Origin of the sequence: Enterococcus sp. DIV0236 (genome assembly GCF_050558525.1) — a bacterium.
In the GTDB taxonomy this organism is placed as follows: Bacteria; Bacillota; Bacilli; order Lactobacillales; family Enterococcaceae; genus Enterococcus; species Enterococcus faecalis.
Genome location: NZ_CP187891.1, coordinates 415,551 through 441,617 on the forward strand (window position 1 = coordinate 415,551; position 26,067 = coordinate 441,617).

The window sequence follows — 26,067 nt, forward strand, 5'->3', positions numbered from 1 at the left end:
AGTCTTAAATTATACTGAAAGAGTGACGATCCTCCAAAGATTTTGTTTATTAAGAAGTGAAAGATGCGGTGAAAATAAATGATAAAATTTCAAAATGTTTCAAAAGTATATCAAGAAAATGCCGTTTTGTCCGATGTGAATTTAACAATCCAACAAGGCGAATTTTTTGTATTAGTAGGGCCGAGTGGTAGTGGAAAAACGACGACTTTGAAAATGATTAATCGGCTCATTGAGCCAACGACAGGTGAAGTGGCTCTCAATGAACAAGCGGTAACCAACTACCCTTTACGTGAATTACGACTAAAAATTGGCTATGTTCTTCAGCAAATTGCCTTATTTCCTAACTTAACCGTGGCGGAAAATATTGAGTTGATTCCTGAAATGAAAAAATGGCCCAAAGAGCAACGCAGAGAGCGAACCATTGAACTATTGAAAAAAGTTCAGCTGGATCCTGAGGAATATCTGCATCGTAAGCCAGCAGCGCTTTCAGGAGGCGAACAACAACGTATCGGGATTTTACGCGCCATTGCAGCCGAACCAGAAGTGATTTTAATGGATGAACCTTTTAGCGCGCTAGATCCGATTTCAAGACATCATCTTCAACGTTTGGTGAAAGAACTTCATCAGGAATTAGCGAGTACCATTGTTTTTGTGACCCATGATATGACTGAAGCTTTACTGTTAGGGGAGCGCATCTGTATTATGGACGCTGGCAAAATTATTCAAGTCGATACGCCAGAAGCCATTCAAAAACATCCGAAAAATAATTTTGTCGGTCAATTTTTCAAACAATCTTCGCCAGAACTAGCGAACTATTGTGGCGCTGACTTGACTGCATTTTTAGAAGCCGCAGATGAGACGATTGAGCCAGTGCCAACTGTTTTCATGGAAACCAATTTAAAAGAGATTGTCCAACTCATTAATGCACAAGAGAAAGCAAATTTAGTAGAAAAACAACAAGTTTTAGGGTGTATCACCTCAAAAACGATTACTCGTTTTATGGAACAGCTGTTGGAAAGCGAGGGACAGTAGATGCAAGCACTGATTGAAACTTTTTTCGCTCGAAAAGAAGAATATCTGCAAGCGTTAATCGAGCATATGCAATTGTCCTTTATCTCGTTATTATTCGCTGCGCTGATTGCAATTCCTTTAGCCATTTATTTAACAAGTCATCGTAAGTTAGCGGAAAGTCTGTTACAAGTGACTGGGATTTTCCAAACCATCCCTTCTTTAGCCTTGCTAGGCTTACTGATTCCGTTAATTGGTATTGGTCGACCACCGGCAATTGTTGCGCTAGTGATTTATGCCTTATTCCCAATTTTACAAAACACCTATACTGGTTTGACGGAAATTGATCCTTCGTTAGAAGAAGCTGCAGAAGCATTTGGGATGAGTAAAAAAGAAAAACTGTTTAAGTTTGAGTTGCAAATGGCGTTACCATTTATTATTTCTGGGATTCGAACGGCTACCGTTTTAATTATTGGTACGGCCACGTTGGCGGCGTTAATTGGAGCAGGTGGTTTAGGGACCTTCATTTTATTAGGAATTGATCGAAATAATTTATCGTTGATTTTTATTGGAGCCCTTTCATCGGCTGCACTAGCAGTCTTATTTAATTATGGAATTCATTGGTTGGAAAAAGCGAATGGGCGGCGACTAATCATTGGCGGTACTATTTTAGGCCTTTTGTTAGGTGGTTCATTTTTCTGGAATCAACAAACTTCTTCAAAGGAAAAGCAGCTGACAATTGCTGGCAAATTAGGAGCGGAACCAGATATTATTATTAATATGTATAAAGCCTTAATTGAAGAAAATAGCGACATTCAGGTGACGTTAAAGCCAAACTTTGGCAAGACTACTTTTTTATATAATGCCTTGAAATCAGATGAAATCGATCTTTATCCGGAATTTACAGGAACAGTGATCGAAACCTTTTTAAAAAATCCTCCTCAGCTAGACAATCAACCTCAAGTAGTCTATGAAGCGGCACGCGCTGGCTTGAAAAAACAAGAAAACCTTACTTTGTTGAAACCGATGCGCTATGAAAATACGTATGCCGTCGCAGTTAAGCGCTCATTTGCAAAAGCGCATCAATTAAAAACGATTAGTGATTTACAGAAAATTAGCAATCAGTTGAAAGCAGGTTTTACGTTAGAATTTATTGATCGGCAAGATGGTTATAAGGGATTACAAGAAAAATATCATTTAAATCTGAATGTCCAATCGATGGAACCGGCGTTACGCTATCAAGCGATTAATAATGGTGAGGTAAATGTGATTGATGCCTATTCAACGGATAGTGAATTGAGACAATACGATTTAGTAACGTTAGAAGATGATCAAGCGCTATTTCCGCCTTATCAAGGAGCACCACTTATTAAAACAGCAACGTTGGAAAAATATCCAGAATTAGCAGAAATATTGAATAAATTGGCAGGAAAAATTAGCGAAGAAGAAATGAGTGAAATGAATTATCAAGTCAATGTGGAAGGGCAAGATCCTAGCATAGTGGCGAAAGACTATTTAAAAGAAAAGAATCTTCTTAAATAAGTATTTTTTACTGAAAAAGACTGGTATATAAACATTTATCCAGTCTTTTTCAGATAAATAAAGAGTTTAATGTGAAAAGTACCTGTATTTTTACTCATTTTTGGATATAATAAAAGAAATGAATGGAGAGGAGTGGTCTATATGAAAAAAGCAGAACGTCAACGTTTGATTAAACAATTAATTATGCAACAAGAAATTGAAACACAAGATGAATTAATCACTCGTTTGGAAGAACTTGGCGTCCGAGCCACTCAAGCGACTGTTTCAAGAGATATCCGTGAAATGAGTATTGTTAAAACACATGGTGCAGATGGTCGTGTCAAATATGCAATTTTTTCTCAAGCACAAGGCACAAGCAGTGAAGAGAAATTACGAGAATCAGTAAAAGATTCAGTTGTTCGAATGGAGCGAGTACAATTTATTGTCATCTTGCATACAGAGATGGGAAATGCCGATGTGGTGAGTAACTTTTTAGATGAAGTAGCTTATCCAGAAGTGGCTGGTACAGTGGCTGGTGCGGATACAATTATTGTGATTACACGTTCAGAAGAGGATGCGGAACACTTTATCGAACGCATCGAAAATATGATTTTTTAAAATTGAAAGCATCAATAGAAGGGAGTTTTTTTCTTGGTAGAATTGAAAGCGCTACAAAATGGTTCGGATATTCGGGGAATTGCTTTGGATACGGAAGAGCAAACTGCAACATTAACCGCAACAGCAGTAGCCGAGATTGCGGTGGGCGTGGTTCGTTGGTTACAGGATAAAAAACAGCTGCCACGAAAGGCACAACAGCGCCTGACAATTGCAATCGGACATGATAGTCGTCTAACGGCGGAGCCGATTAAGCAAGCATTAGTAGATACGTTTCTTTCATTAGGTATTCAGGTGATTGACGTTGGTTTAGCTACGACGCCTGCTATGTTTATGGCTACTCAATTTCCAACGCTTCAATGTGATGCAGCGATTATGATCACAGCTAGCCATTTGCCTTACTACTTTAATGGCTTGAAGTTCTTCACAGCAGAAGGTGGAGCAGAGAAAGAAGATATTCGGTATATTTTATCTCATACTGATCCGCTGACAGCCAATGAAAATGGCACACTGATGAAGCAAGAGTTACTGCCAATTTATGCGGAGCATTTGGTGGCAAAAATTCGCCAAGGAATTCATTCGCCAGAAGAGAAACCTTTACAGGGCTTTAGAATTATCGTTGATGCGGGTAATGGGGCTGGGGGCTTCTTTGCGGAGCAGGTTCTTCAAGTTTTGGGCGCTGATACGACGGGATCACAGTTTTTAGAACCAGATGGGCATTTTCCTAATCATGTACCTAATCCAGATAATTCTGAAGCAATGAAAAGTATTCAAACAGCTGTTTTAGCTAATCAGGCAGATTTGGGCATTATTTTTGATACAGATGTAGATCGTTCGGCCGTAGTGGACCAATCAGGTGAGGTACTAAACCGAAATAATTTAATTGCTGTTTTAGCGGCAATTGTTTTAAAAGAAGCGCCTGGTAGTTATATTGTGACAAATTCGCCAACCTCAAGTCATTTAAAAACATTTATTGAAGAAAAAGGCGGCCAACAGATTCGTTATATTTCTGGTTACCGAAATGTCATTAATAAAATGATTGAATTGAATCATGGGGGCTTTCAGACGCCGTTAGCCATTGAAACCAGTGGTCATGCAGCGTTTCAAGAAAACTACAATCTGGATGATGGTGCATATGTCGTGGCGAAAATTTTAATGTTGTTACCAGAATTGAAACAAAACAATCAAACGTTAGGTGATCTGATTGCTACATTGAAGCAACCGGCAGAAACCAACGAATTTCGCTTCAAAATTACTGCGGAGGATGTGACTTGTTATGGGCAACAAGTCTTGCGAGACTTTGAATTGTTTGTAGAAAATCAAGCAGACTTTGCTGTGGACCGTGAAAACCAAGAAGGTGTTCGGGGAAACGTGTCTGGTCAATATGGCAGTGGGTGGTTTTTGCTACGCTTAAGTCTGCATGAACCGTTGCTTGTTCTTCAGGTAGAGAATGACCAAAGCGATAAAAATGCGTGTGTCATCGAAAAAATTGCCACTTTTTTACAAAAATACGAGGAAATAGATAGTCAGCAAATAGAAAATAATTTAGGAAATTAAAGGTGTTCTTATGGAAAATGTCTTAAAAGGAAAACACATTGGCTTTTCTCATTTTAGAGAAGAATATATCGAACATATTGCAAAACAGCAATGGGATAATGAATTGCTTCGGCATTTGAGCTGGGATGCTTTACATCCGTGGGGGCTTGAAGAATGGAAAGATTTCACGATTAATAAAGGAGAAGATGATCGATTTCTATTTGCTATTTTAGAAAATACGACAGAGAAATTTATTGGTTGGGTCTCGTTGTCTGATGTACAGTTGAAAAATAGAGGGGCCAATTTAGGGATTGCTATTTTACAAAAAGAGCAACGTGGTCAAGGATATGGCTTTGAGGCGGTGTCTTTAATTTGTAAATTTGCTTTTTATGAATTGGGCTTGCACAAAATCAGATTAGCTGTCAATAGTAACAATCAAAAAGCGATTCATGTTTATGAAAAAGTAGGCTTCAAAAAAGAAGGAATTGATAGAGAAGCGTTATTTCAAGATGGCCAATGGCTGGATATCTACAATTACGGAATTTTACAAAAAGAGTGGCTACAAATGATTAAGGCTGAGAGTTAGCTCAGGAACTGTTTAACACCAAGACACTGAGCAAACGCAGATATGCCGTTCTCAGCAGTGAATGTGCGGTAAAATAAAAAAACAGAAGAAATCGGCGGTTACCGTCCGATTTCTTCTGTTTTTTTACCATAGGCCAGGCGCTGCAGTCACAACGATTTGTTTTTTTGTAAACGGATGGAGTAAATGAAGTTGTGAAGCATGGAGCATTAAACGAGCTGCCTGCGATTTTGGGTTGTATAACGGATCACCAATAATTGGATGCCCTTCGCTAGCTAAATGGACCCGAATTTGGTGCGTCCGACCTGTTTCTAAAACACAGGTAACTGCGGTTTGATTGTTAGAAAGAGCTTGGACCACTTGGACATGTGTAATCGCTGAATCCCCTTTTTGAGGATCAATCCGTCGTTTCCGGCGATCATGTCGATCACGACCAATCGGCTGATTGATTGTCTGTTCTTTTTGGTTAAAGTGACCAGCTACAATCGCTTGATATTGACGGTAAATTTGTTTTGTTTCTAATAAACGCCCTAAAATAGGTAAGACAAAAGGATTTTTAGCAAAGACAATCGCACCACTGGTTTCTTTATCTAATCGATGAACGACATAAGGGACCTGATTTTTCTCAGCTAAATAGGCAGCAACATGATTTAACAAGGTGTCTGTTTCCTGTGGCTGATTTGGATGGGTTTTAATGCCATAAGGTTTATTTACAATCATTAAATGTTCGTCTTCATATAAAACCTTCACACGCGTTGCTTCCCCCAAATGAATAGTGGGACGCACATAATCGGTTTCTTCAAACGTTAAGGTGACACAATCGCCAGCTTGGACTGGAAAATGAAAAGCAGCTGTTTCTCCGTTGATTTTGACATTTTTTCGCGTGCGTAAAAAATGGCGCACTTTTCGAGGGACTAGCCACTCATTTTCTAATAGTTCTTTTACAGTCATTGTTGAAAAATTTTCAGGTAATCTCATTGAATATTCCACCAAATCCCACCTTTCACTGATTCGCTATTTAGTGTAACAAAGCTACTCAAAAGGTCAAGTCAGAACGGAAAAAAAGCTGAAATTTGTTAGAAAGGCAGTTCCTTGAGAGATTCTTAAACAAATTTACATAAAAAACGAAGAAAAGCATGATAGAATAGAGGCTAAATAAAGACTCGTTTCTAAACGTAAGCAATTATTTACCTCTAGTGAAGGCCACATTTCCTTTGCTACAGCGAAAAGATCATTGAAATTGTTTTTCAAGAATTTTTCATGCTTTAGACCTAGGTCGTACCCACAAGAATATGGTAGACTTAGCCAAGAAACGTAAATAGAGGGAGTACTATGGACAATCTTAAACAATTTTTTAGTAAAGTCGGTGTCGGATTACGTCATTTTTGGACGTGGATAAAGCCTTATTTAATACAATTCCATCAAGCCAGAAAGCGGATTTGGAAAAAGTATCAAATCAATAAAATTTTCTTGTTAATTGGTTTGGTAGTCGCTTTAGGTGCCAGTATTTATTTATTTTACTTAGCCAAGTCCGCAAACGTTGAGACCCTAAAATCGGGGCTAAGTGAATCAACACGTGTTTATGATGAATCAGGAGAGGAAGTCGGAAAATTATTCGGGCAAAAAGGGACTTTTGTGGAACTGGATAATATTTCTCCTTATATTCAAGATGCGGTTATTTCAACTGAAGATCGCGGGTTTTATCAACATAAAGGGTATTCCATCAAAGGGATTGCCCGTGCGGTTGTTGGAAAATTGACCTTTGGGAAAATCGGTGGCGGTGGTGGCGGAAGTACAATTACGCAGCAATTAGCCAAAAATGCTTACTTAACGCAAGAGCAAACGTTAGATAGGAAAGCCAGAGAATTATTCTTAGCGATTGAAATCGAAAAGAAATATTCGAAAAAAGATATCTTGGCAATGTATTTAAATAATTCTTATTTTGGTAATGGTGTCTGGGGCGTGCAAGATGCAGCTCGTAAATACTTTGGCGTGGATGCGTCCCAAGTTACAGTGGGGGAAGCCGCAACGCTAGCGGGCATGTTAAAAGGGCCAGGAATTTATAACCCAATTGATTACATTGACAATGCCACAGCGCGACGGAATACCGTTTTACAACTAATGGTCGACAATAAAAAACTATCTCAAGAAGAAGCCAATCAAGAAGCGAGTGTTAACTTAGCGAGTCTATTAAATGACACCTATGTTGGCGACGAAAATAGTTACAAATATCCATATTATTTTGATGCGGTAATTGATGAAGCGGTCAATCGTTATAAATTTAAAGAAGAAGATATTTTAAATAAAGGCTACAAGATTTACACGTCTTTAAATCAAAAATATCAAGATGCGATGGATGCAACTTATAAAAATGATGCACTATTTCCACCCAATGCAGAAGATGGTGCCATGGTTCAAAGTGGCTCTGTAGCCATTGATCCGAAAACCGGCGGCGTGCAAGCACTGGTGGGCGGTCGAGGGGAACACGTTTATCGAGGCTTTAACTTTGCAACGCAAACAAAACGTTCACCAGGCTCGTCCTTAAAACCAATTTCTGTCTATACACCAGCTTTAGAGGCTGGCTATAAACCAGACTCTGTTTTAGAAGATAAACCACAAGATTATTATCCAGCGCAAAACTATAGCCGCACGTACAGTGGAGAAGTTCCTATGTATCAAGCCTTAGGAGAAAGCTTAAATTTACCAGCGGTGTGGTTATTACATCAAATTGGTTTAGATAAAGGCTATGAAAAAACAGAGAAATTTGGCATTCCGTTATCAGAAAAAGATCGATATTATGGTTTAGCACTTGGGGGATTACAAACGGGTGTTTCGCCACTAACTATGGCGGGAGCTTATAGTGCCTTTGCCAATGAAGGCTATAAAACTGAAACGCATTTAATTACAAAAATCGTCGACTCAACTGGCGCAATTGTAGTTGATAATACTAAAGTCAAGAAAGAACAAGTCATTACCAAAGATGTTGCAGACGGGATTACAAGTATGTTACTAGGGGTCTTTAGTTCTGGGAGCGGGGTCAACGCACAACCAGCAGGCTACGTAATGGCTGGTAAAACAGGTACGACAGAAACCAACTTCGATAGTAGTAAAACGAACGATCAGTGGGTGATTGGTTATACACCAGAAGTTGTCATTGCTACTTGGTTAGGCTTCCAAGAAACCAGTAAAACCCATTATTTGGAAGGCAGTAGCGCTACGTATGCCTCACAGGTGTTCAACAGTCAAGCCAGTGGCATCTTGCCACAAGTCAAACAAGCACAATTTCCTGTCGCGGATGCTTATGCCACAGGTGGGAAAGTTGTTGATAGCAACGATAGTTTAACTGGTGGTGCCAATTCTAATTGGCGGGATAACTTGAAAGACTTTGGAAATTCTGTTCAAGACGGCGCTAGCAATTTCGGAGATACATTGAATGAAGTTGGGGGACAAATTAAAGACGGCGCGAAAAAAGTCAAAGACAAGATTGAAGGAATTTTCGGAGGCTTATTAGGAAATTAGTTGGGAAAACCTAAGAGAAATGGTACAATAAAGATGAAACTATTGAGAAAAGAGGGATTCCATTGAGTAACATTTATGATACAGCCAATCAGATTGAACGTGAACTACGTGAGTTAGACGAATTTAAAGCATTACAAGCAGCGTATGAAGAAGTAAAAGCAGACGAAGCAGCTTACACATTGTTTAAAGAATTCCAAGGATTCCAACAAGGACTTCAAGAAAAACAAATGCGCGGCGAAGAATTCACGGATGAAGATGCTGAAAAAGCACAAAGCATTGCAACGAAAGTGCAAGAAACAGCAGTTATCAACGAATTAATGCAAAAAGAACAAGCGTTTAGCTTAGTTGTCAATGATTTAAACCGAATTATCATGACTCCTGTGCGTGATATGTATAACGATTAATTTACGTAATTGAACTCTGACAAGTTGTCTATAAGACAATTTGTCAGAGTTTTTCTTTTACTGAAAATAAAAAAACGAACAAATTTTCGTATGTTTTTACTGACCAAGCTGGCAGAAAATGATATGATAAAGGGAGGAGAAAAGGAGGGGAAACGATGAAACTATTGCATACAGCTGATTTACACATGGATCGGTCTTTTGAAGGGTTAACTGGGATCCCGACAGCCTTAGCGAAGCGCTTAAGAGAAGCTAATCAACAATTGTTAATGAATATCGTAACAGTTGCCATTCGAGAAGCGGTGGACTTGGTTATTTTTGCAGGAGATACGTTTCATCAAAGTCAGACCTCTATTTCAATGCAAGCCCAATTGATGGCTGCATTAGAACAGTTGAAACAAGCAGAAATCCCTGTGATTCTAACATTTGGGAATCATGATTACTATAAAAAAGACCGCTATTGGTTTTCTTTTCCAGACAATGTTTTTTTATTTGAAAAAGAAATGGTTGAGACACTGTATTTTGAAACGAAAGCGGGCGAACAAGTGGCTGTTTCAGGGTTTAGTTATGAGCATCCCTGGATTGATGAAAATAAAGCACTAGAATTTCCTATCAAACAAGCAGAATCTGATATTCATATTGGGATTTATCATGGAGACACCAGTCGGAAAGCGCAACAAAATTATGCTCCGTTTACATGGAAGGATTTAAAAGCCACTGGCTATAATTATTGGGCATTGGGCCACATTCATCAGCCGCAAATTGTTAGTGAACAACCGCTAATTGTTTATCCTGGAACACCTCAAGGACACACGAAAAAAGAACAGTCTTTACAAGGGGTTGCAGTGGTCACACTTTCCCAAAATCAAGCGACTGTTCAATTTGAAAAAGTCGCAGAAATAGATTGGACGAATGAAGAAGTATCTCTTGCGCAATGTCGTGACACCCAAAGCGTTTTGTCTTATCTTGAAACCAGTTTGCTGACGAAGTGGCATGCGCATCAGCAACAGCAATTGATGGCGTTGACACTGAAAGAAACGCAACATTTGGATGTGACCGTGGTGCAAGCCATTGTCAATGGTGAACTATTAAGCTACTTACAGCAGCAGCTTTTACAAAAAACGCAAGGTGATTTTTTTGTTTATCGCCTAATATTGCAAGCAGAGGAACCAACGAAAGAACCGATCTATTTATCCGCTAGTCCCAACTTATTAACGGCATTAGAAAAAACATACTTAGATCCAGTTATTTTTGAAGATACCACCAAGGAATTGTTACGTTATCCAGAATTTGCTGGAATTTTTTCAATGGATGAGCAGTGGCGATTAGAGAGCTTGCGCCTAGCACATGAGCAAATTAATGAAGACTTTACTATTCAGGAGGACCCACTATGAAATTACTTGCAGTAGAGATTGTGGGCTTTGGAAAATGGCAACAACAGAAAATTACATTTGAATCTGGTAATCAATTGCTGTACGGCGCAAATGAAGTTGGCAAGTCCACATTGTATCAATTCATTCAAGCAATGCTGTTTGGTTTTCCCACAAAGGGCAAAAGAAAACGCGATTACGCACCTAAAAATGGTGGCTCGTATGGTGGTCGTTTGTGGTTGGCACATCCTGTGTTTGGGGAAGTTCAAGTCGAGCGTTTTAAAGAAAAAAATAAAGGGCAAGCAATCATTTATTATCAACAACAAATGGGAGATGAAAAAACCTTACAGCAAATGTTACATCCGCTAACGAAAAAGTTATTTCAAGAGGTTTTTACTTTCCAACAAGAACAATTAATTACGAGTGACAAGTTGACAGAAGAGGAACTGCAAACATCCTTGTTAGCCATTGGTGTTTCTGGTAGTCAACAACTTTTGACTTACCGAAATGCGTACTTTAAAGAAGCACAAAAAATCTTTAAAGGTAAAGGACAGCAGCCATTACTCAATCAGAAGTTGGCGGCTTATCAAGAACTAAAAGAGCAAATTCAAGAGAAAGAAGCGCAGCAACAAACTTTTCAAAAATTAGAAGAAACGATTCGCGAAACAGAACAACAGCGAGTGACACTGCAACAGCAATTAAAAGAAACGCAACAGGACTTGTTACAGGTTGCGGAACAGCAACGTCACTTTCCCTTGTACGAAGAATGGCAGTCGCTACCTGAAGAAACAGAGAACGTTGTTTTAGTAAAAGAAGACCAAGTTCAATTAGAAGAAACCTTTCAAGAATATATGTACCTAGACAAAGAACGACAACGTTTGACCAAAGAGTTATCTCTTCAGTCAGAAGCGCTCGATGTTCCAGAAGGGTATGCTTTTTACCTAGAACAAGAAGCATTGATTCAACAATTGTTGAATCAACGCTATGATATGCAACAATTGATGACGGAATCGGAATGGATGACCCAAACCTTTGAGCAAAATCGTCAAGAAATGGTCCTTTTAGAGAACGAATGGTCATGGTCGCCTGAACGACCACCACAGCTTTTTTATGACAACGAAACCGTTCAAAAGTGGCGCCAACAACAAGTTGCGTATACGCAAGCTCTTCAAAAAGGACAAGAACAGAAAGCATTCTTGGCTTCTCAAATTGAAAATCTGGAAGACCAGTTAACGGATTTTGAAAAAGCGCATGCCGCATTTTTTGGTGAAGCGACGCGTGCCCAAAAAGCGCAGAAAACAAGTCAACCACTTTGGTTATTGCTAGGAAGTATCCTTGCATTACTCGGTTTCTTTTTGCCAAGCCCTTTAAAATGGGGCCTAGTTCTCGTGGGAGTTAGTTTTATCGCGAAAGAAGTGCTTAGCTACGCTACTAGAAAAGAAGCTTCCTCTGATGAAGTGAAAGAAGAGTGGCAGACGAAACTTTCGCAACTAGATTATTTAAATGAACAGTTCCAACAGGCGCTGAATCAAGAACGTGAGGCACAACTGCAAGTGGAACAACTTGAACAAGCAGTAGCGGAGCAAGCCCAAGTCCATCAATTAGGAAAAATGCAACAAATTGATACTTTAATGAATCAGCGGGAATTGATTACGCGCTATTTATTGCTTGTTCAAACAAATGAAGAACTCATGAGTCAATTGAAGGAAAATCAACAAAAACGCCAAGTATTTGAAGAACAAATCTTCCCATTGATGACGCATTTACCCTTGCAAGGAAAGAGCCTTTCCGAAAAGTTACACTTTTTAGAAGGATTTGCTGAAGAAATGGAGAAGGTTCGCTTTGCTCAGGAGTATCAAGCAGATGGCTATCTCAAACAGCAGTTACGAGAGTTGAAAACTAAACAGCAAGAAGCATTAACACGAATTCAGCCTTTACTAATTCGTTATCGGATTCTATCAATCGCTGATGTTCCAAGTAGGATTCAACAGCTGACCACTCAGCAAGCTCAAGTTGGTCGTGGGCAAGAATTAGCGACACAATTAGGCAATCTGTTTCCAGAAGCGGTAACAGAAGCAGCGTTAAAAGACCGTTCTTTACAACTGGCGCAGCAACAAGCACTGGAAGAAAGTCAGTTAAATAAAATACAAGAACAGTATCAAGCGCTGATTTATGAAAAACAACAATTAATGACGGATGGTACCTTAGATGAGTTGTATCAACGACAAGCAATTTTAAAAGCGGAAATCAAAGAACTAGCTCAACGTTGGTCTGGGTATCAACTAGCGGGACAACTGCTAATGGACCTATTAACAGAGCTTTCGGAACAACAATTGCCCAGCTTATTACAGTATGCATCAAGCTACTTTGCACTTTTAACAAATCAGCGTTATCAATCAATCCAAGTAGCCGAAGGTCAACTAGTTGCGGTGACGAAAGAACAAGAAATGTTTTATTTACATGAATTATCAACTGGCACTAAAGATCAATTGATGATGGCTGTTCGTTTTGCCTTTTTAGCAGTCCAAGGCGAGCAACTGATTTGTCCAATTATCATTGATGATGGCTGGTTACACTATGATCATCAAAGAAAAGCCCAATTAGCTGAATTATTTACTAAATTTGGTCAAAAACAGCAAGTCATTTGTTTTTCTTCTGACCAAGAAATGGTAAGCTATTATCAGGACTTACAACAAAGAGTAATTGCGTTAGAAGGAGGAAGCGTCAAGTGAAAAAATTACGTGAATTAACAGTAGAAGAACTTTTTGAATCATTTGTTCTAATTAAAAATGCCGATGTACGTGTAGCTAAAAATGGGAAAAAGTTTATTGCCTTTACCTTTCAAGACACATCTGGCACGATTGACGGAAAATATTGGGACGCCTCTGAGGATGAAATTACACGATTTACTGCGGGAAACGTTGTTTTACTGAATGGGAAACGAGAAGTTTATCAAAATAAACCCCAAGTAAAAATTTTACACATGCGTTTAGCGACAGCAGAGGAACCAAGCCAGCCAAGTTTATATATGGAACGAGCGCCTTTGAAAAAAGAAGAGATGGTCGAGGAAATCAATCAAGTGATTTTTGAAATTACCAATGCTCATTGGAATCGTATTGTGCGCTATCTCATGACGAAATACCAACAAGAATTTTATGAATTTCCTGCAGCCAAACGGAACCATCATGCTTTTGCGAATGGCTTAGCTTACCACACTGTCTCAATGTTGCGCCTAGGCAAAGCAATTGCTAAGGAATATCCTGAAATTAACACGTCACTATTATACGCGGGGATTATTTTACATGACTTAGGAAAAGTTTTAGAACTATCTGGTGCTATTACGACAGAATATACGGTGGCAGGGAACTTAATTGGTCATTTAGTTTTGGTGGATGAGGAAATTACCAAGGCGTGTTTGGCTTTGAAAATTGATGATCGAGAAGAAGACGTTGTCGTTCTTCGGCACATGGTCTTAGCCCACCATGGATTGTTGGAATATGGATCACCTGTGCGACCAAGAATTATGGAAGCGGAAATCTTACATCAAATTGATACCATGGATGCGTCCATTCAAATGATGCTAGGGGCCATTCGTCAAACACAGCCTGGGGAGTATACGGAACGAATCTTTGGTTTAGATAACCGCAGTTTCTATGTTCCAAAAGATAAATAAAAAAAGGGAGTGGTCAATCGACCACTCTCTTTTTTATGCTTATTTAGAAGAAGATTCTGTTGTTTTGCTTGAAGAATCTGTTGCTTTTTCAGAGTCGCTTGTTTTGGTATCGCTTGTTTTAGAATCACTTGATTTTGATTCTTTTTTCTCTGAAGAAGCGCTTGAAGATTCAGTTTGCATGTAGCCTGCTAAAGCGTTCTTGAAGGCATCATCTTTAATTTTCACATTGGCCGCTTTTAATTCGTCACTAATGACTTTCGAAACAAATGTTTGATCGGCTAATTTTGTTTCTTCAGCAATTTTCTTGATCTCTTTTTCATAAGGTTTCATGTCATTGCCTTTTGCTTTGTTTTTCGTCATTTTCACTACATAGTAGGTTGTTTGGTAGGTTTGCATATTTGTTGCAGCAATTGGTTCTGACACTTCGCCATCTTTTAATTTGAAGGCAGCTTCTTTAACTTCGGCAGGAACAGTTGTTGCTTGTGAATCAAATTTAATTTTACCGCCATCTTTTTTCGTAGCAGTATCTGTTGATTTTTCTTTAGCAATTTTTGTGAAATCGCCGCCGTCAGTGATTTCTTTCTTGACAGCTTTGGCATCATCTTCTGAAGCAACTTGGATAATTTGTGCTTCTACTTCTGGATGGAAACTTGCCCAAGCTGTTTTTAAGTCTTCATCTGTAATTTTTAAGTGGGCTTTTAGACCTGCATCATAGGCTGCTCTTTGTTTTAACTGTTTCTTGAATGTTTTTTCAGTTAAACCAGCTTGTTTTAATGCATCAGAGAACTTTCCACCTTGTGCTTCTACTTGTTCTTTGGCTTCGTCAAAGTTTTTTTGAATATCTTTGTCAGTTACTTTGTCGCCATATTTTTCTTCAAAGACTTTATAAATAACCATTTGGCTAAACGCTTGTTGGCTAGTGCTTTGTTCTTTAATTTGGTTATAAAAATCATCAACAGTAATTGTTGAACCTTTCATTGTTGCGATATCTTTTGAACCGCTTGAACACGCTGCTAAACTAAAAACGGCCATTGCGCCCGCTGCAGCTAAGATTAGTTTTTTCTTCATTCTCTTATGCACTCCTGTTTTTTTTAGTTTTATTTCTGTTATAACTATACCATACCTTATTTTGAAAAAGAAAGAGTCTCAGGCATAGTTTCAAACAAAATTCGTATTTACGTCACACTTTTTATTTTTTTAATAACAAAAGAAATAATTAACATAAAAGACTTTACTTTTGCTTGTTGGTTTGTGTGTCAGGTAATTCAGCCGTGATTTTAGCAATTTGTTCTTTAATTTGAGCAATCCGAGGTTCCGCTTGGAATTTGAAATCAGTGATTTCTTGTTGCAGGTCTTTTGAAAATTCAGTTGCCAGAGGAACGTTTTCTTCGACAACTGCCAAATTTCGTTGCACCTGATCCCAGTCATTCGTGACTTGATTTTTCAGTGAACGATAGTCCTCTAGCTCATTGATTAAATGTTGGCGTGTTTCTTTCCCGCTTCTTGGAGCAGCCAACAAGCCGCCAATGGTACCAGCAGCTGCGCCAAAAAAGAGACCTTTAATAAATTTTTTCATTTAGTTCACCTGCTTTGCAATGGTCTCAGCAATTTCTTGCATCGCTTCGGCGGAATAGTCCTCTTGATGGTTGCCAAAATGAATAGAGAAATCATCTTCTTTTGAATAACGGGGAATCAAATGAACGTGGGAATGGAAAACGGATTGATAAGCCACTTCCTTATTGTTATTTAAAATGTTTAATCCTTCCATTTCTGGAAAAGCTTTTTCTAATGCTCGTGCTACTTTAGGAATACGAGCAAAGACGTCGCTTGCTAAAACGTCATTATATTCAAAAATATCAGCAACATGTTGTTTTGGAATCATTAAGGTATGCCCTTTGGTCACTTGTGTAATGTCTAAAAACGCGTAGACTTTCTCGTCTTCATAGACTTTATAACTTGGGATTTCGCCGTTGATAATTTTACAAAAAATACAATCATTCATGAAAAATTCCTCTTTTCTCTAGGTTCTTTCCTTTACTTTACCACAAGTTGATTTCTCTGTGGATGAAAAAGTACGTGAGTTCGCTAAAAAGTTCGTTTCATTTCGTGTATAATAAGAGAAAGAAAAAAATCCATTTAATTAAGGGAGTAATTTTTGAATTCTTGGTTCGCTTAGGGTTTAATAATGGTAGAGAGAAAAGGTTGGAGGCAAAAGAAATGAGCTTAACAATTGAACATTTAACAGGAGGTTACGGCCATATTCCTGTCTTAAAAGATATTAATTTTGACGTCAAGTCTGGTGAAATGGTTGGTTTAATTGGCTTGAATGGTGCGGGGAAAAGTACCACCATCAAAAATATTATTGGGTTACTTACGCCGCAAAAAGGCAAAATTATGATTGACGGGGAAACATTGCAACAAGCCCCTGAAGAATATCGTAAAAAAATCGGGTATATTCCGGAAACACCTTCTTTATATGAAGAATTAACATTGAAAGAGCATATCGAAGTAACGGCCTTGGCTTATGATATTCCATTAGAAGAAGCGTTCAAACGAGCAGAACCATTACTAAAAACGTTCCGTTTAGACAATAAATTGGAATGGTTTCCTGCTAATTTTTCAAAAGGCATGAAACAAAAAGTCATGGTACTTTGTGCATTCTTAATTGAACCGAGTTTATATATTATTGATGAACCTTTTCTAGGCTTAGATCCTTTAGCAATTCATGCTTTATTAGAATTAATGGATACGATGCGTAAGCAAGGGGCAGCGATTTTAATGTCCACGCATATTTTAGCAACAGCTGAAAAATATTGTGATCGCTTTGTGGTGCTACACGAAGGGAAATTACGGGCAAACGGTACAATGGCTGAATTACGTGCAGAATTTAATTTACCAGAGTCTTCTTTAGATGATATTTATCTTGCCTTGACGAAGGAAGAAAAGGTGGGGTAACATGGGCGAATTTTTTAGTCAACGTTTGTCACGGCATTTCAAAAAAATGTCCAAGTACTTGCGCTATATTTTAAATGATCATTTTGTTTTAGTCTGTATGTTTTTATTAGGCGGATTAGGTCTGTACTATTCCCAGTTGTTAAAAGAATTACCTCGTGATTTTGTTTGGGGCAGACCGTTAATTCTATTGGGCTGGCTGCTACTCATTCAAGTTGGTAAGTTGGCTACTCTGACAGAAGAGCCAGACAAGGTTTTTTTATTACCAAAAGAAAAACAATTCGCTGCTTATCTGAAACGAGCGCTACGCTACTCTTTACTTTTACCGATTGTGGTCAGCTTTCTAGGAAGTGGCCTATTGATGCCGTTGATTGTAGTCACAACAGGTTGGTCGTTTCAAACCTTCTTTTTATTTTTGGTCATGCTAGTTTGTATGATTTATACACATCTTAGTTTACAAAGCTATGGGCTCTATCATCTTTCGTCAACCACTTACCGTAGTTGGTGGTTCGTTTGGTTGATCAGTAGTCTCTTGATTATGACGGGAGCTATTTACTGGACGCCTTGGGTTGGTGTGATTGGTGGCATCATTCTGGCCGTTTGTTTATCGAGTATTTGGCAAAATAAGATGAAACAGAGTTTCTTGGATTGGGAAAAAATGATCCAAAAAGAACAAAACAGAATGCATAGAATTTATAAATTCATTCAGCTGTTTACAGATATTCCTGAAGTGAGTAGTACAGTGAAACGCCGTAAATACTTAGATCCTCTCCTCGGAGTAGTCAAAAAAACATCTGAGAACACGTATGCTTACTTATTCATTCGGAGCTTTTTACGAGGTAGCGAATATAGTGGCTTATTGTTTCGTTTGATTTTGGTTGGTGGCGTGCTACTCTTCTTTTTACAAGAATTCTGGATTGCGTTGGTAGTTGCTTTATTGTTTGTCTATTTAATCGGGTTCCAGTTGATTCCCATGTACACGCAATTTGATTATATGGTGATGACACAGTTATATCCAATTTCAATAGAAAAAAAACAAGCAGCGATTCGCCGGTTAATTAGCGGCGCATTATCTGTTGCGGCCATTATTTTTGGTGGGATTGTCTGCCTTCGTTTAGGCAGTTTGCAAAATAGCTTGATCATTCTGGGTGCTTTAATTGTAGAAGTTGTGATTTTCACTAAAATGTATGTTCCAATGCGCTTGAATAAGTTATAAAGATGAGAAAACCCAGCAAAATTTACAAAAGAACCACATAGAAGCTTGACGAAGCAAGGTTTGGCGACTAAAATGGTAATTGCTGTAAAAATTGCAATAAAATTGTGTTGAGATAGGAGATAATTTCCATGGAATTTCAGTTGGATAAAGACTGGCGTCTGCAGCCGATAAAGGGCGCAACTGGTCAAACATACATGGGAATAAAAGAAACAGAGAAAGTGTTCATTAAACGAAACACTTCTCCACTTCTTGCAGCATTGTCTAAAGAAGGGTTAGCCCCGAAGATGATTTGGACAAAGCGGACAGCGAATGGCGACGTACTAACAGCCCAAGAATGGCTGGAAGGACGTTTATTACATGCGGACGAAATTGGCAAACGCAATGACGTGATTGACGTGTTATACCAATTGCATCATTCCAATTTGCTGAAAGACATGTTGAAAAAAATTGGTGGCGAAGTTTGTACCCCGCTAACAATGTTGAAAGAGTATAAGCGTCAACTACCTAAAGAATTAAAACGAAACAGTTATTTAAAAGAAGTAATCACTTATTTATATAATCATTTACCAGAATATCCAGAGACTAGTTATGTAGCTGTCCACGGCGATGTGAATCATCGGAATTGGTTAGTCTCGAATAATTATCTCTATTTAGTAGATTGGGATTCTGTGATGGTCGCGGACCCAGCGGTAGATTTAGGAATGATTTTGAGTCATTATGTCCCTCGTTCCGGCTGGAATCAATGGTTACTATCTTATGGTTTAATCCCGAATGAAAGTACGGTTCAACGAATTTATTGGTATGGTTTATTTAGCTTTTTACAAGAGATTGTTCGTCATCACCAAGAGGGCGAAAGAAGAGCAATGACTGCAGAAATTTTACAATTAAAACGAATGTTTAGTAGTTAAACTAATTCATTATAACATCCACACAGGCTGGCGAATTTCACCAGTCTGTTTTTAAAAGAAAGGAATTTTAAATATGCGTGTAAGAAATAGACCCGGAGCAGCAGAATATATGGCAAAATATCCACAATATGTGGTAGAAGGTCCTGAAAAATGGCAAGGGAAATGGCAAGAACGTTTTGGCAATAATCATCCCATCCACATTGAAATTGGTTCAGGTAAAGGTCGTTTTATTTATGAAATGGCTAAAGCACATCCTGAAATTAATTATATTGGTATCGATATGCAATTAAGTATTTTATCGATTGCATTAGATAAGCTAGTGGCCGAGCCGTTACCTAATCTACAGTTATTGCGAGTAGACGGCGAAGCATTAACAGAATATTTTGCTGAAAATGAAGTAGATTTAATCTATTTAAATTTTTCAGATCCTTGGCCAAAGAAAAAACATGAAAAACGTCGTTTAACGTATAAAAACTTTTTAGCGACAGATGAAATTATCTTAAAACCAAATGGAGAAATTCATTTTAAAACGGATAATCAAGGGCTCTTCGAATACTCATTAAGTAGCTTTTCTAAATATGGCATGATTATTGAACGTGTGTGGCTAGATTTGCATAATAGCGAGTTTGAAGGCAACATTATGACAGAATACGAAGAAAAATTTTCTAGTCGTGGTCAACGAATTTATCGAGTAGAAGCACGTTTTGTTGCAAAATAAAAAACAAGCATTCCTTTATTTTAAGTGAAGGAATGCTTGTTTTTTATTATTTAAGAAAGCCTAAGTTGTCGTTCTTAAAGCATAGGCGTCCAATAAAATTCTTGCCAGAATGGATAGTGGTAACCGTGAACGCACTTCATAATCGGGGAAAAAGGAGCCTTCTGATTTGAAGCCTACGAACGGAATTTCAATGTATTTCATTAAACTAGAGTGTTTGCTTGCAGTTAAAAGGATAGTCCCAATTTCTGAGTCGTAACAGTTTTTACCAGCGACAACTAATTCTTGGGTTTCTCCGTTTAAAGAAACAAAAAGAGCCACATCTTTTTTTGATAACTTTTTACTAATATTTTTAATAATTTCTGGATCCGTATGCAGTTCACAGTATTTGCCAGCCAATTGAAACTTAACCATCATTTCCTGAGCAATTAATTCTGAAAAACCTCTAGCAAAGATAATAATCCGTCGAGAAGCTTTGATTTTTTGGATCGCATCTTCGATATTACCAATTTCAATCATGTTAATCGTGCGAGTTACTTCTTCTTCATTCTTTAAAATGGCTGTCCGAATTCCTCGGTCTACTTTTTCTAATGCTGAAAAATTTATATTTTGGTTTTCTTTATCTTTCAAGTGATGCTTGAAGGATGTGAAACCTTCATAGCCTTTCTTTTTCATGGTTCTTACAATCGTCGCAGTTGATACGTTGGCTCGTTCGCTTAATTTTACAATGGAATAATCAGGGATTTCTAAAATATGTGTTTCGATAAAATGCCAGAGATATTGCTCCGACTCACTCAATTTTTGTTCCATAATGGCCAGCCCTTCTTTCTTTCACTAAAAAACATTTATAAGCCTATTTTTAATGAAAAAAAATAAAAAAGCTAGAGAAATTATGAAATTGTAAATGTTTTCTATATTTTTGCGAAAGAATGAAAACCTTTACATGGTATTTTGAGACATAATAAAGAGGAGAAAGGAGGAACTACAGTGACTATTTATACATGTACATTAAATTTAGCCATTGATTTATTTATCGAAACAGAAGAGCTAGTTCCTTTTGTCGTGAATCGCACGAAGGAAGATGATATTCAAGCAAACGGGAAAGGAGTCAATGTTTCCCTAATTTTAAAGATGTTAGGGATTGATAATACCGCTTTGGGAGTCAAAGCTGGTTTCACTGGGAACTATGTCGAGGATTATTTAAAAGAAAAAGAGATAACCACTGATTTTATCGAAGTCGCTGGCACAACGAGAATCAATGTGTTTACAAAAGTTACCCAAGATCAAAAGGAATACAAATTAGTCAATAAAGGACCAAAATTATCTGAAGAACATGTACAACGTTTTTTGAAAAAAATTTCAGAGTTACGTAAAGGGGATTATTTGTGCGTATCAGGAAGTTTACCACAAGGGGTTTCGCCAAGTATTTTGATTGAAATTAGCCGAATTTGTTTTGAAAAACAGGTGTTCTTAATCTTAGACAGTAGTTATGAAGAAATTTTAGATTGTTTGCCTTATCAACCATTTTTATTGAAACCAAATGAAGAAGAACTTCAAGAGTGGTTTCATACAGAAGTGCAGACTAAGGATGATTACATTTTTTACGGACAAGAATTACTGAAGCGGGGAGCCAAAAATATTTTACTTTCTTTAGGTAGTGAAGGGGCTTTATTTATGAACAATGAAAAGGTTCTTTCAGGTAATTCACCAACTGGAATGGTTGTAAATACAGCTTGTTCAGGGGATGCAATGTTAGGTACCTTTTTAGCTGGCTGGCATCAAGGATTTTCATTGGAAAAAAATTTAAAAAGAAGTATTGCAGCAGGTAGTTCAACAGCATTTCGCAAAGGATTGACAGATTTTTCAGATGTTCAGGAGTTAGAGCAACAAATAAAGATTCAAGAGGAGGAATAAACAGATGGCTACGTATCAATTAATAGCTGCTACAGGTTGTCCGACGGGAATAGCGCACACGTATATGGCACAGGAGGCATTGGAACAAGCTGCGAAACGTAAAGGTATTACGATTAAGGTTGAAACACATGGTCAGATTGGTATAGAAAACGAGTTAACACCTGCAGAAATCCAAGGAGCGGAGGCAGTCATTATTGCCGCCGACAAAGACGTTCAAGCAGAACGTTTTGCTGGGAAACGAATTATTGATGTCCCTGTCAGTGTGGGGATTAAAGAAGCAGATCGCTTAATTGAAGAAGCGCTCGCAGGAAAAGGATCGATTGCGGCCGAAAACCAAGCAGTGGATGAACTTGAACAGGAAACACAAATTTCTTCAGGAAATGTTGGACATAGTATTTATAAAAACTTAATGAATGGCGTCTCTCACATGTTGCCGTTTGTAGTAGCAGGCGGCGTTTTAATTGCTCTTTCTTTTGCTATTTGGGGTATTTATTCATTTGATCCAGAAAGTAGTCAGTATAATGCTACCGCTGCTATGTTAAAAAGTATTGGTGATGCCTCAATGGGCATGATGGTGCCAATCTTATCTGCGTATATCGCAGAGGGGATTGCCAAACGACCTGGTTTGGTTGTGGGCTTTGTCGGTGGTTTGATTGCTAACACTGGTGGTACTGGCTTTTTAGGAGGGATATTATCTGGTTTCCTTGCTGGGTATTTCATTCTTTTATTACAAAGAGTATTTAAAGGTTTGCCTAAATCATTAGATGGTTTAAAAGCAATTTTCCTTTATCCAGTCATTGGCGTTGCAGTTATTGGTATCACTATGTCTTTATTAGCAGATCCGATGAAAGCTGTTAACGAAGGAATGATGAGCTTTTTAGCTAGTTTCCAAAACTCCAGTCCGTTGGTTTTAGGAATTATTGTGGGTTGTATGTGTGCCTTTGATATGGGAGGTCCAGTTAATAAAGCGGCCTATGTTACTGGGACGGCACTCTTAGCTCAAGGAAATACTTCTTTTATGGCAGGAGTTTCTGCTGCCTGCATAGCGCCACCTTTAATTACAGGCTTTGCTACATTATTCTTTGGAAAATACTTTGACACAAATGAACGCAATGCGGGGCTAGTGAACTTTATTTTAGGCTCCACACATATTACAGAAGGCGCTATTCCGTTTGCGGCAAAAGACCCATTGAAGGTTTTACCAATTATGATGCTCGGATCTTCAATTGCGGCAGTCTTAACGTATATGTTTGGGGTACAAGTGCCAGCACCTCATGGAGGCTTTCTTGTTTTACCAGTTGTTACTCACGCTGTTCAATGGGTTCTGGCAATTTTAGCTGGTTCATTGGTAGGCGGTTTATTGCTAGGTTTTGTACAAAAAAGTAGAATCGCCAAACAAGAGCAATCGTTATCAAAAAAATGAAATAACAGGAATTAGGAGTGGATGGAATGGCTTTTATTAAAGAAAATCATATTTTTTTAAATCAACAGTTACAAACGCAAGAGGATGTTTTTCACTTTTTAGCAAAAAAATCAACAGAATTGGAAGTTGCTCAGGACGCACAGGAAGTTTTCGATAAACTGAACGAGCGAGAACAAGAAGGAACAACGGGGATGATGAATGGATTTGCGATACCTCATGCAAAAGCAGCAACGATTCAACAAGCGGCCATTATCATCGTTACCTTGGACCAAGGTGTTGAGTGGCAGAGCCTTGACAACCAATTAACGGAGTTTGTGATTGCGCTGTTTATTCCAGATGCCGAAGCTGGCACGACACATTTGAAATTACTCTCTTCTGTTGCGCGCCTCTTATTAAGAGAAGAAGTTACTTCTGGACTGAAACAAGCAAGTTCGCCAGCTGAAATTGCTACGTTACTAAATAATCAATTAGGAGAGGGAACAGAATGAAAAAAATTAGTGAACAAAAACGTAAACATTTAGAAAATCTGGTAGATGATCAAGGGATTATTGGCGCACTAGCCATTGATCAACGTGGGGCCTTAAAACGCATGATGGGAAAATACAAAGAGGTGACTGCGCAAGAAATCAGTGACTTTAAAGTATTAGTATCTCGTTGCTTAACACCAGAGACTTCAGCAATTTTGTTGGATCCAGAATATGGCCTAGCTGCTGCTGAAAATCGAGCACAGACTTCAGGTTTGTTACTTGCGTATGAAAAAACGGGCTACGATGCTTCGACACCAGGACGGTTACCCGATAGTCTTGATGTTTGGTCGGTTAAGCGTTTAAAAGAAACGGGCGCAGACGCGTGTAAATTTTTACTTTATTACGATGTTGACGAAAGTGAAGCAATCAATGAACGAAAGAAAGCTTATATAGAACGGATTGGTTCAGAGTGTTTAGCCGAAGAAATTCCATTCTTTTTAGAAATTGTCTCTTATGATGCAAACAATTCGGATAGTGCTTCAAAAGAATACGCTAAAGTAAAACCGCACAAAGTAATTGAAGCGATGAAAGAATTTTCAAAGGATCGCTATAATGTTGATGTTTTAAAAGTAGAAGTCCCTGTGAATATGAATTTTGTAGAAGGTTTTGGCACTGAAAGTCTTTATAGCCAAGATGAAGCGCAGGCTTTTTTCAACATGCAAAGTGAAGCAACACAACTTCCATTTATTTTCTTGAGTGCAGGGGTTAGTGCTACGATGTTTCAGGAAACATTGAAATTTGCAAAAAAAGCAGGTTCCTCGTTTAATGGAGTCTTATGTGGTCGCGCAACTTGGGCAGACGGCGTGCTTCCATTTGTTCAACAAGGTGCTGAAGCAGCCGTTGCGTGGCTTGAAACAACTGGTAAAACAAATGTTGACGAATTAAATCAGGTTTTAAGAGAGAGCGCAGTATCAGTCTTTGAAAAAATCCAGTAATTAAGCTGAAAATATTTACTGAATTTGAACTATTTGGTCATCTGAATTAAATTTTTTCAGAAATCGTCTTCTTTAAGTGAACTCAATGTACGCAAACTCAAAAGATATGATATAATTATTTCGATATCGATGTATGAACACCCAAAAAGTAACATTGCTTTACTTTATTTGGGGAAAGTTGGGGTATTATGGGAATTCCTAAAGAAGGCGAGTTTGTAACCATTCAGAGTTATAAACATGACGGACATTTACATCGAACGTGGCGTGATACGATGGTACTAAAAACGAGCGAGTATTCTTTAATTGGTGTGAACGATCACACGTTAGTAACGGAATCCGACGGACGTCGGTGGGTGACTCGTGAACCAGCCATTGTTTATTTTCACAAGAAATATTGGTTCAATATAATAGCAATGATTAGAGAAAAGGGGGTTTCGTATTACTGCAATCTGGCTTCGCCATATGTTTTAGATGACGAAGCGTTGAAGTATATTGATTATGATTTAGATATCAAGGTTTTTCCAGATGGTGAAAAACGTTTACTAGACGTTGATGAATATGAATTTCATAGCAAACTAATGGATTATCCAGAAGATATTGACTTCATTTTAAAAGAAAATGTCAAGACTTTAGTGGATTGGATTAATAACGAAAAAGGCCCCTTCTCGCCCGAATATGTAGATATCTGGTATCAACGTTATCAACAGCTATCAAAAAAATAGCCGATGTAAACAGCCCACAAAAGGAGCTTGGAGCATTAGCCAAAATGGCTAATGCTCCAAGCTCTAAATTTTCCGATTTAATTGGTGTTATAGTTCTTTATTCATTTCGTAGTGTTCAATGCCAGCATCCATAAAAGGTGCTCCTGTTTTTTGATAACCTAAACATTCATAGAAGCCTACAGCGGTGACTTGTGCTCCTAGAGTAATCTTGTGGTAGCCTTGTTCTTTGGCAAAATTTTCCGCCGCTTCCATAATCATTCGTCCATAGTCGGCGCCACGGTAAGCTTTTTCAACGGCCATTCGTTGTAATTTCATAACGCCATTTTCTAGTGGAAGCAAGCGACAAGTTGCGACAGCTACATGATCCGTGTACAAAACAAAGTGAATACAACGTGCTTCATATTCATCGATTTCCATCTCTTCTGGTACCCCTTGTTCCGCTACGAATACGCGTTGACGAAGCCGGACAGCATCTAAATAAAGATCACTCATGGTATCTTTTGTTTGAGCTACATGCATAGAAAAACCC

The 26,067-nt window shown here is 38.2% G+C and carries 25 protein-coding genes; 19 read left to right on the forward strand and 6 right to left on the reverse strand.

Going from position 1 to position 26,067, the window contains the following annotated elements:
* Positions 1–78 precede the first annotated feature (78 nt).
* The 5 genes from IGK27_RS02095 to IGK27_RS02115 all read left to right on the forward strand — a co-directional run bounded on the left by IGK27_RS02095 (position 79) and on the right by IGK27_RS02115 (position 5,266).
* Positions 79–1,032, forward strand: coding sequence for an ABC transporter ATP-binding protein (locus tag IGK27_RS02095; protein ID WP_002361238.1), 954 nt, complete (start codon positions 79–81; stop codon positions 1,030–1,032).
* Complete coding sequence (locus IGK27_RS02100; RefSeq protein ID WP_002355507.1) at positions 1,033–2,550, forward strand: ABC transporter permease/substrate-binding protein; 1,518 nt, start codon at positions 1,033–1,035, stop codon at positions 2,548–2,550.
* Between the two features lie 141 nt (positions 2,551–2,691).
* On the forward strand, positions 2,692–3,147 hold the full coding sequence (gene argR, locus IGK27_RS02105; protein ID WP_002355509.1) for an arginine repressor: 456 nt from the start codon (positions 2,692–2,694) through the stop codon (positions 3,145–3,147).
* A gap of 33 nt (positions 3,148–3,180) precedes the next feature.
* Positions 3,181–4,701: a phosphoglucomutase gene (locus IGK27_RS02110; protein ID WP_002386142.1), complete on the forward strand. Its 1,521-nt coding sequence runs from the start codon at positions 3,181–3,183 to the stop codon at positions 4,699–4,701.
* Between the two features lie 10 nt (positions 4,702–4,711).
* The gene (locus IGK27_RS02115; RefSeq protein WP_002361240.1) at positions 4,712–5,266 is read left to right on the forward strand and encodes a GNAT family N-acetyltransferase; all 555 of its coding nucleotides are present in this window, start codon (positions 4,712–4,714) and stop codon (positions 5,264–5,266) included.
* 123 nt (positions 5,267–5,389) lie between these two features.
* Here the strand turns inward: IGK27_RS02115 and IGK27_RS02120 are convergent, their stop codons facing one another.
* A complete protein-coding gene (locus IGK27_RS02120; protein ID WP_002364824.1) occupies positions 5,390–6,253 on the reverse strand; it encodes an RluA family pseudouridine synthase in 864 nt (287 codons plus the stop codon).
* Between the two features lie 342 nt (positions 6,254–6,595).
* On the opposite strand from IGK27_RS02120, the gene IGK27_RS02125 reads away from it, so the two are divergent.
* The 5 genes from IGK27_RS02125 (at position 6,596) to IGK27_RS02145 (ending at position 14,226) form a co-directional block, all read left to right on the forward strand.
* The gene (locus IGK27_RS02125) at positions 6,596–8,782 is read left to right on the forward strand and encodes a PBP1A family penicillin-binding protein (protein ID WP_002355517.1); all 2,187 of its coding nucleotides are present in this window, start codon (positions 6,596–6,598) and stop codon (positions 8,780–8,782) included.
* 62 nt (positions 8,783–8,844) lie between these two features.
* Positions 8,845–9,186, forward strand: coding sequence for a YlbF family regulator (locus IGK27_RS02130; RefSeq protein ID WP_002355518.1), 342 nt, complete (start codon positions 8,845–8,847; stop codon positions 9,184–9,186).
* Positions 9,187–9,341: 155 nt separating this feature from the next.
* Positions 9,342–10,577 (forward strand): DNA repair exonuclease, encoded by a 1,236-nt coding sequence (locus IGK27_RS02135; RefSeq protein WP_002364822.1) that lies wholly within the window; start codon positions 9,342–9,344, stop codon positions 10,575–10,577.
* On the forward strand, positions 10,574–13,285 hold the full coding sequence (locus IGK27_RS02140) for an ATP-binding protein (RefSeq protein WP_033626380.1): 2,712 nt from the start codon (positions 10,574–10,576) through the stop codon (positions 13,283–13,285). Before IGK27_RS02135 ends, IGK27_RS02140 begins: the two co-directional genes overlap by 4 nt.
* On the forward strand, positions 13,282–14,226 hold the full coding sequence (locus IGK27_RS02145; RefSeq protein ID WP_002355522.1) for a 3'-5' exoribonuclease YhaM family protein: 945 nt from the start codon (positions 13,282–13,284) through the stop codon (positions 14,224–14,226). Before IGK27_RS02140 ends, IGK27_RS02145 begins: the two co-directional genes overlap by 4 nt.
* A 39-nt stretch (positions 14,227–14,265) precedes the next feature.
* Here the strand turns inward: IGK27_RS02145 and IGK27_RS02150 are convergent, their stop codons facing one another.
* The 3 genes from IGK27_RS02150 to IGK27_RS02160 form a co-directional block, all read right to left on the reverse strand.
* Positions 14,266–15,294 carry a peptidylprolyl isomerase gene (locus tag IGK27_RS02150; protein ID WP_002371473.1) on the reverse strand — a complete coding sequence of 343 codons (1,029 nt, stop codon included), beginning with the start codon at positions 15,292–15,294 and terminating at the stop codon, positions 14,266–14,268.
* Positions 15,295–15,457: 163 nt separating this feature from the next.
* Complete coding sequence (locus IGK27_RS02155) at positions 15,458–15,802, reverse strand: YtxH domain-containing protein (RefSeq protein ID WP_002355526.1); 345 nt, start codon at positions 15,800–15,802, stop codon at positions 15,458–15,460.
* Positions 15,803–16,228 (reverse strand): HIT family protein, encoded by a 426-nt coding sequence (locus tag IGK27_RS02160; RefSeq protein WP_002355527.1) that lies wholly within the window; start codon positions 16,226–16,228, stop codon positions 15,803–15,805.
* 215 nt (positions 16,229–16,443) lie between these two features.
* Between IGK27_RS02160 and IGK27_RS02165 the strand changes: the two genes are divergently transcribed.
* From IGK27_RS02165 to trmB, 4 genes are all read left to right on the forward strand, one after another.
* Complete coding sequence (locus tag IGK27_RS02165) at positions 16,444–17,181, forward strand: ABC transporter ATP-binding protein (RefSeq protein WP_002363160.1); 738 nt, start codon at positions 16,444–16,446, stop codon at positions 17,179–17,181.
* A gap of 1 nt (position 17,182) precedes the next feature.
* Positions 17,183–18,394: an ABC transporter permease gene (locus tag IGK27_RS02170; protein ID WP_002371475.1), complete on the forward strand. Its 1,212-nt coding sequence runs from the start codon at positions 17,183–17,185 to the stop codon at positions 18,392–18,394.
* A gap of 128 nt (positions 18,395–18,522) precedes the next feature.
* Positions 18,523–19,302, forward strand: a complete 780-nt coding sequence (locus tag IGK27_RS02175; protein ID WP_002355531.1) for a phosphotransferase family protein — start codon at positions 18,523–18,525, stop codon at positions 19,300–19,302.
* A 73-nt stretch (positions 19,303–19,375) separates the two neighbouring features.
* Positions 19,376–20,020 (forward strand): tRNA (guanosine(46)-N7)-methyltransferase TrmB, encoded by a 645-nt coding sequence (gene trmB / locus IGK27_RS02180; protein ID WP_002355532.1) that lies wholly within the window; start codon positions 19,376–19,378, stop codon positions 20,018–20,020.
* Between the two features lie 60 nt (positions 20,021–20,080).
* On the opposite strand, the gene IGK27_RS02185 is transcribed toward trmB, so the two are convergent.
* Positions 20,081–20,827 carry a MurR/RpiR family transcriptional regulator gene (locus IGK27_RS02185; protein WP_002363162.1) on the reverse strand — a complete coding sequence of 249 codons (747 nt, stop codon included), beginning with the start codon at positions 20,825–20,827 and terminating at the stop codon, positions 20,081–20,083.
* Positions 20,828–21,004: 177 nt separating this feature from the next.
* On the opposite strand from IGK27_RS02185, the gene pfkB reads away from it, so the two are divergent.
* From pfkB to bph, 5 genes are all read left to right on the forward strand, one after another.
* Positions 21,005–21,931 carry a 1-phosphofructokinase gene (gene pfkB, locus IGK27_RS02190; protein ID WP_010818275.1) on the forward strand — a complete coding sequence of 309 codons (927 nt, stop codon included), beginning with the start codon at positions 21,005–21,007 and terminating at the stop codon, positions 21,929–21,931.
* A 4-nt stretch (positions 21,932–21,935) separates the two neighbouring features.
* A complete protein-coding gene (locus IGK27_RS02195) occupies positions 21,936–23,354 on the forward strand; it encodes a PTS fructose transporter subunit IIC (protein ID WP_002355535.1) in 1,419 nt (472 codons plus the stop codon).
* Between the two features lie 26 nt (positions 23,355–23,380).
* Positions 23,381–23,842 carry a fructose PTS transporter subunit IIA gene (locus tag IGK27_RS02200; protein WP_002358680.1) on the forward strand — a complete coding sequence of 154 codons (462 nt, stop codon included), beginning with the start codon at positions 23,381–23,383 and terminating at the stop codon, positions 23,840–23,842.
* Positions 23,839–24,816, forward strand: coding sequence for a tagatose-bisphosphate aldolase (gene lacD / locus IGK27_RS02205; protein WP_002413705.1), 978 nt, complete (start codon positions 23,839–23,841; stop codon positions 24,814–24,816). The genes IGK27_RS02200 and lacD overlap by 4 nt, the downstream gene beginning before the upstream one ends.
* 188 nt (positions 24,817–25,004) lie before the next feature.
* Positions 25,005–25,538, forward strand: a complete 534-nt coding sequence (gene bph / locus IGK27_RS02210; RefSeq protein ID WP_002355538.1) for a biofilm phosphatase Bph — start codon at positions 25,005–25,007, stop codon at positions 25,536–25,538.
* Between the two features lie 87 nt (positions 25,539–25,625).
* Here bph and IGK27_RS02215 read toward each other — a convergent pair whose 3' ends face one another.
* Positions 25,626–26,057, reverse strand: a complete 432-nt coding sequence (locus IGK27_RS02215; RefSeq protein ID WP_033626381.1) for a GNAT family N-acetyltransferase — start codon at positions 26,055–26,057, stop codon at positions 25,626–25,628.
* Positions 26,058–26,067 lie beyond the last annotated feature (10 nt).